The sequence below is a fragment of the Ensifer canadensis genome (assembly GCF_017488845.2).
GTDB lineage: Bacteria > Pseudomonadota > Alphaproteobacteria > Rhizobiales > Rhizobiaceae > Ensifer > Ensifer canadensis.
Genome location: NZ_CP083371.1, coordinates 1,907,469 through 1,913,930, shown reverse-complemented (window position 1 = coordinate 1,913,930; position 6,462 = coordinate 1,907,469). Strand labels below are relative to the sequence as shown.

The window sequence follows — 6,462 nt, the reverse complement described above, 5'->3', positions numbered from 1 at the left end:
ATTCCCCTCCCTTGTTACTTGTCGCCTTCGAACTGTGGTGCATCCGGTTCGGCGTCCGGGCTGACCGTGGTGCGGGTCGGATCCCATTGAATGACCGAGCAGATGATGCAGGCAATCAGCGGAACCACCGAAAGGATCAGGAAGGTCGTGCCGAGACCATAGGTCTCACGGAAGATCGGGAAGACCAGCAAGCCGAGGGCCGCCCCCATGGCGCCAAGCGCACCGATAACGCCGTTGGCACCTGCGCGCAGCTCGCTGCGGAACGACAGCGACGACAGGCTCTTGCCATTTGCGCCTGGACCACCGGAGTGGAAAAGGATGAACAGCGAAGGCACGATGATCGCGAGCCAGATCGGCATAGTGTCGTGGAACAGGCCCATGATGACCAGCATGACGAAAACCGCACCAAAGCCGATGGCCGAAGCCTTGCGAAGGCCGAGTACGCGGCCGATGACCGGCGAAGAGAAGCCGCCGATGATGCCGAATACGTTGAACACCAGCGTACCCGTCATGGCATAGAGGAAATCCTTGCCGAAGAGCGCTGCACTGATGAGCGGCAAGTACCAGCCCACGGCAAAATACTGAATCGACTGTCCGATCTGGACGGTCGCGGCAAGAATGGTGCGCGGCAGATAGATGCCACGGAAAATCAGGGCGACATTGGCAATGCCGCGACGGGCCTGATTCAGAACCGGCAAACGGTCTTCGGGCACGGCAGCAATGAAATCACGACGATAGATGCGGGTCATCGCGCGGGCAGCCTCTTCCAGCCGCTCCTTGCGGGCAAGCCAGATCGGGCTTTCAACCATGAACACCAGTTGCAGCATCATGATCGCAAAAGCAAAGACGCCGGTTGCAGCGACGGAATAGCGCCAGATCGAGTCGCCCACGTCCCAGCTGTAAAACAGCATGGCGAGAAGCACATTTGTGCACACGGCGGTGTACCAGATGCCCTGCCAGGTATTGAGGCGACTGCGCAGGCGCGCCGGCGTGAATTCGGCAAGCACAGCCATGGCGATAGCAAAATCGATACCGTAGGCGGCGCCAACAAAGAACCGTCCCAGAAGGATGACTTCATAGGAGTGGGCCGTCATCACCAGTACCGCCCCAATGAGCGCGATCAATTTCGCGAGGATCAGCGGGCGCATGCGGCCCCAGCGGTCGGCCATCCAGCCACCGATCGGATTGAACGCAATCGACACCCACGAGGCGAAGGACGTCATCAGAGCGACCTGCGCCGCATCCAATCCTAGATCGCGTGTCATTGGTCCAAGACCGGCACTCAGGGCAGAATTGGCAAAGGCATCAAGGAACAGGCCACCGAGGGCGAGCCACCAGATAACACCGGCGCGGCCTCGAATACCGTCATTCGCATCAATGTGGGAAATAATATCTGGTACGCCCCTAAGGGCTATCTTGCTTCCGTGCATTACGGCGTCCTCCCAACGTCGCTATGACATCTGCAAGAGGACACTTTGCCAGGAACCAGACACAGTAAGACCATCTTGCAGATAGTCTTACATCTTTAGTCTGCAAGCGGAATAGAACGCGTCTCGATTGCTTTGTCAAGCGACTACAGATTCAGCCAAACAAATTCATGCGTCGACGGATGCTTTCGCCAGTGTGAACGATATGGCGACGATGTTGCCGCAACAAAATCGCATAATGTATCAAGGGGAACGCCCTTGTTCGCGCAGAGCTGGGCCGACCTCGACTTATCGCGCGAAGCGCGAATTCGCGAAAGCGAGCGGACCGAGTGGCGAGGTGCCCGGATGGAGCAAAGCAAATTGCGTAAAATCGCATATCCGACCACGGGTCTCCGCATTGGCTGCAGCATTTCGCGATAAGAGCGTTTCCAATCGCGGTCTCGATAAAGGTTCGTCCAATCGAGTGGGGGCCAGAACAAGAACTGTTCCTGCAGGTCTCGCAAAATCGTGCTTAGCAAGTACCGGCTGGGTTCACGGCCAGCTCTGACGACAGACACGCCATCCTCGCGCGTTAGCTAAAGCCGCAAGGTCGCATCAAATAGGCTAGTTGGTCTGCAGCAATGCCGGGGTGTATCAATGGCTTAAGAAACGGACTCGACAGGAGTGTCTCGGTATTGATCGCGTGGTGAGGGACGAAGCCGACGGGCGGAATTTCTCCTCTGTACAACATTGCCAACAACGTTGCGGCATACCCCGTGGCAACCGACGTTAATGCGTTCAATCTGCCTGACACCGGAATTGGCGAAAACCGGTGGCAAACAGTGCGTTCGATCGGCCGTTGCCGCTGATATCCACTTGCCGTCACGACCAGCAAGAGCACGTCGTCTTTGACGATCGGCATACCGTTGTAAAGGAGTGATCTTAACGCGTCGCGACGATTGCGCAGGCCCAGATCATCGAGAAGGAAACGCATGTAATCGAGATGTCCCGGGTATCGGATCGTCTTGAACGTGACGTTCTTCGGACCCGGATCACCGAAGATCGATAGATCGGCAAGACCACCTGATGTCACGAATTCTTCGTAGCGCACTCCATCGATGCTCAGATGCCCGTAGTTCTCGAGCGGCGATAGCATGACTGCCTTGCCGTCGCGAACGGCCGCACTTGGTTGCGTATATTCATCGATGAGGCCATCGACGTTCCATATTTGCCCATAGCCTATGCGGTTTGTGGAAACCTTTGGTATGGCTCCGACCCGAATTGTCAGATCGGTGACTGGCGCAAAGGCCTCAAGAAGGCCGTAGGCGACATTTCCGATAATGCCTGGCGAGACCCCGCACCCCGTGAAGACGGCTCGGTGTTCGGCCAGAGGAGCCAGAATGGATAGCGTCTCCGGCGTCGCGCAAACGAAATCGAGATAGTGCGTGTCCGAACGAGCCGCAGCCGTTGCGATCTGCGGCACAATGCTTTGCGGGACGGCGGCGACAGCCACATCCTGGTCCGCGAGGATTTTCTGCAACTCTTCGTCATGCGTGTAGGTGCGCAGCTCCGCCGCGATGTTCAGGTCTTCCAACCTATCCAGGGCCTCTTCGGAACGGTCGAGGACCTGTATCGAAAATTCCTCAGGTCCGGCCAAGATCGACGCCAGGGCCGACCCGATATTGCCGGCGCCGACGATGGTCACTTTCATTTTGGGCATGGCACCTTATCCCTTGAACCGCGACACGAACGCTTGCAGCCGTGGATTCTGCGGATTGAGAATGACTTCATCGGACGTGCCGGTCTCGGCAATAACTCCCTGATCGAGAAAGAGAACCCGGTCGGAAACATCAGCCGCGAAGGCCATTTCGTGCGTCACGATCGCCATGGTCATACCCTTGTCGGCAAGATTGCGAATGACCGCGAGAACTTCGCCGACCAATTCCGGGTCGAGCGCACTCGTCACCTCGTCGAGCAGAAGAACTTCCGGCTCCATGGCAAGGGCACGGGCGATGGCAACACGCTGTTTTTGGCCGCCCGAAAGATGGTTGGGATAGGCGGCATGCTTGTCGGCAAGGCCGACCTGGCCGAGAAGGTCCATCGCCAGCTCTCGGGCCTCCCGCGGCGGGCGTTTGCACACGATAATCGGCCCCTCGGTCACATTCTGCAGGACGGTCTTGTGGGGAAACAAGTTGAAGTGCTGGAAAACCATGCCGACATGCCGGCGCAGCTTGCCGATGCCGATCTTTGTGCCCCGGTCGTTGAAACGGTCGCCGACTTGTTGCTGGCGGAAGCGGATCTCGCCGGCAGTCGGCGTCTCCATCATGTTGAGGCACCGGATGAAGGTTGACTTGCCCGACCCGGAAGGGCCGATCAATGCCACGACTTCCCCGCGTGCAAGACTGAGGTCCAGCCCCTTGAGGACCTCAAGAGCTCCGTAGTTTTTTCTGAGGCCGCGGGCCTCGAGGATAGGGTCAGATGTTTGGGAGTTCGCTATCATGTTCGGGCTCTCTTCCTTTAGTCGCTGACCCTGAGGCGTTTTTCGATCCAGTCCGCTGCCTGCGTCAAAGGCAGGAGCATGGCGATGTAGAGTGCGGCCATCACGGTGTAGGATTCGAGCGGACGATAGGTCTGGCCGTTCACGACCGCGGCCATATAGGCGAGATCGGCGACGGAGATGACCGAGACCAGCGAGGTGTTCTTGAACTGAATGACTGACTGGTTGATGAAGGAGGGCAGAACGCGTTTCAGCGCCTGTGGCAGGATGATCCGGCTCATCGACTGCATCGGGCTCATGCCGATCGCGGCGGCTGCCTCTCGCTGCCCCTTGTCGATCGAAACGATGCCGCCGCGGAAGATTTCCGCATAGAACGCACCGACATAGAGCGAGAGCGTCAGCATGGCCGCGACACGATTGTCAACGGAGCCCCCGATCAGCAGCGGGAACGCATAGTAGAACCAGAGCAACTGAACCAAAAGCGGCGTGCACCGGAAGATTTCCTGGTAGGCACGGGCCGTGAGGTTTAGGAGTTTCCAGCCAGACAGCCGTGCCGCGCAGGTTATGAAACCGATGATGACGCCGAAAAAGATCGAACTGAAAGTGTAGACAACGGTGATCCAGAGCCCCCAGAGGAAAAGATCGTAATACTGCCAGACGGAATGAAAGTCCCAGTTATAGCTCATCTCGTTCTCCTGTCTGGCCGCCGCGGATGCGTTGAGTTGCCGCGGTCCAAGTCAGGACACCGGCTATCAAGTGGGCTCGCAAACATAGTGTTCCCCTGGTCTGTGGTGTCGGTCCTGAGATCGGCAGGGACCGACACGCGATACTCGTCTGTCCATTTCGTAGGGACAATGCAAAGCTGATGGTGAGCCTTACCGCATTTCTTGGAAGGCGGTAGCTGCGGACCCGAAGCGATTGAGAATGCCGGAAAGCTTGTTCCGGTTTGCATCTGAAATGGGAACCATCGGCAATCGCATTTCCGGACCTGCGAGATTGGCGAGCGCAAGAGCAGCTTTGACAGGCCCCGGGTTGGATTCAATGAACATGCCGTCCGTCAGCTCTGCGATCAGTTCGTGAAGCGCCAGCGCCTTGACGGTTTCGCCCGCATGCCAGGCATCGACCATCGCCACCATCTCGCGGGGTGCGATGTTGGCAACGACACTTGTCACCCCCACGGCGCCGAGCGAAAGGAAGGGCAACGTCATGCCGTCGTCACCGGAATGAATGACAAGCCGGTCGCCGCAGGCTGTACGCAGCTGGGTTACCCGAGCCGCCGTGCCGCCGGCCTCCTTGATGGCGACGACATTCTCGTGCCTTTCGACAAGCGTTGCGCAGGTTTCGGGCGCGATTTCCACGCCGCAGCGGCCGGGCACCGAATATAGCATCATCGGCAGTGAGGTTGCTGACGCGGCAGCACCATAATGCGCGATCAGTCCAGCCTGACTCGGCTTGTTGTAGTATGGCGTCACGATCAACACGGCATCTGCGCCTGCGGCCTCTGCACGCTTGATCTTGTCGACCGTCTTGGTCGTGTCGTTGGCGCCGGCGCCGGCCATCACCATGACCTGGCCGGCCGCGATCCGAACAGTGCGAGCGATGACTTCGACGGCTTCGTCATCCGAAAGGGTCGCTGCTTCTCCTGTTGTTCCAACGGGAACGAGGCCGGATACGCCGGCAGCAATCTGTCGTTCAACAAGCGCGTCATACGATGCGTAGTCGACGCCACCGTCCCTAAAGGGGGTAACCAGGGCGGTAAATACGCCTTTGAAGCGATCTGAAAGTGCTGTCATTTCGGTTTCCTCTCTCAAATTGTCAGTCGTTCAAGCTGTCTGCCAAAGTGTATCGGCCACGGGAAACGGCGCTCGAGACCAGCCATTGTGCGGCCGCAATGGCCCCTTCGGCGTAGGCAGCGACCGTGTGCACGCGATAGGAGAACACTGCCTCGGCCGCGCCCATGTCGAAGCGAACTTCGTTGATGCCGACGGTGTCGCCCTCGCGGTTAACCGCGATCGGCGGCTCAGGTGCATCGAAGCCCATGACGCGGCTACGCTCGGCTCGCAACTGTGCCGACAGAAGGCGGGATGTTCCCGAGGGATCGGTTTTCTTGCGGGCGTGGTAGGTTTCCAAGACCGTTATCTCTGCGCCCGGCATCCTGGAGGCAAACGCCAATGCCGATCGCTTGAAGGCTTCAAAGCCACATGCGAAGTTGGCGCTGATCATCATCGGGCGATGCATGCTGCATTTGTCCAGCAGTGCATCGTCTTCTCTTGAGAAGCCCGTTGTCCCGATAACCATGGGAATTGCCTTGGTCCCGATGTCTCGCTGCAGCGCCATGCTTGCAGCAGGCGTGGAGAAGTCGATCATGACGTCGCAATGACTTTTCATCGCTGCTTCGGCGGGACGATACTCGATGCTGCCGCCAGCTACAGGGACCCCGACGAGTCGAGATCCCGGTGACACCAGGGCCGCTGCCAATTCGAGCCCGGGACTTTCAAGAACCGCTTCGACGAGCCGTGTTCCCACCCGTCCAGAGGCTCCAACGATTCCGATGCGCAT

Annotated in this window: 6 protein-coding genes; all 6 read right to left on the bottom strand. The window is 58.5% G+C overall.

Features of this window, described 5'->3' with window-relative positions; translation table 11 throughout:
- Positions 1-14: 14 nt before the first annotated feature.
- Positions 15-1,430, bottom strand: a complete 1,416-nt coding sequence (locus tag J3R84_RS28485) for an MFS transporter (protein ID WP_057213321.1) — start codon at positions 1,428-1,430, stop codon at positions 15-17.
- Positions 1,431-1,998: 568 nt separating this feature from the next.
- Entirely contained in the window at positions 1,999-3,126 is a 1,128-nt protein-coding gene (locus J3R84_RS28480; RefSeq protein WP_113567215.1) for a saccharopine dehydrogenase family protein, read from the bottom strand.
- 6 nt (positions 3,127-3,132) lie between these two features.
- Entirely contained in the window at positions 3,133-3,906 is a 774-nt protein-coding gene (locus tag J3R84_RS28475; RefSeq protein WP_081788989.1) for an amino acid ABC transporter ATP-binding protein, read from the bottom strand.
- A gap of 17 nt (positions 3,907-3,923) precedes the next feature.
- Positions 3,924-4,589, bottom strand: coding sequence for an amino acid ABC transporter permease (locus J3R84_RS28470; protein ID WP_025429808.1), 666 nt, complete (start codon positions 4,587-4,589; stop codon positions 3,924-3,926).
- Between the two features lie 189 nt (positions 4,590-4,778).
- Entirely contained in the window at positions 4,779-5,696 is a 918-nt protein-coding gene (gene dapA, locus J3R84_RS28465) for a 4-hydroxy-tetrahydrodipicolinate synthase (protein WP_025429809.1), read from the bottom strand.
- A gap of 22 nt (positions 5,697-5,718) precedes the next feature.
- Positions 5,719-6,462 carry a 4-hydroxy-tetrahydrodipicolinate reductase gene (locus tag J3R84_RS28460; protein ID WP_057220876.1) on the bottom strand — a complete coding sequence of 248 codons (744 nt, stop codon included), beginning with the start codon at positions 6,460-6,462 and terminating at the stop codon, positions 5,719-5,721.

Bases quoted from the DNA above. Each gene is read 5' to 3' on its own strand.
- J3R84_RS28485 (WP_057213321.1), bottom strand. From the start codon at position 1,430: ATGCACGGAAGCAAGATAGCCCTTAGGGGCGTACCAGATATTATTTCC.
- J3R84_RS28475 (WP_081788989.1), bottom strand. From the start codon at position 3,906: ATGATAGCGAACTCCCAAACATCTGACCCTATCCTCGAGGCCCGCGGC.
- J3R84_RS28470 (WP_025429808.1), bottom strand. From the start codon at position 4,589: ATGAGCTATAACTGGGACTTTCATTCCGTCTGGCAGTATTACGATCTT.
- J3R84_RS28460 (WP_057220876.1), bottom strand. From the start codon at position 6,462: ATGCGCATCGGAATCGTTGGAGCCTCTGGACGGGTGGGAACACGGCTC.
- dapA (WP_025429809.1), bottom strand. From the start codon at position 5,696: ATGACAGCACTTTCAGATCGCTTCAAAGGCGTATTTACCGCCCTGGTT.
- J3R84_RS28480 (WP_113567215.1), bottom strand. From the start codon at position 3,126: ATGCCCAAAATGAAAGTGACCATCGTCGGCGCCGGCAATATCGGGTCG.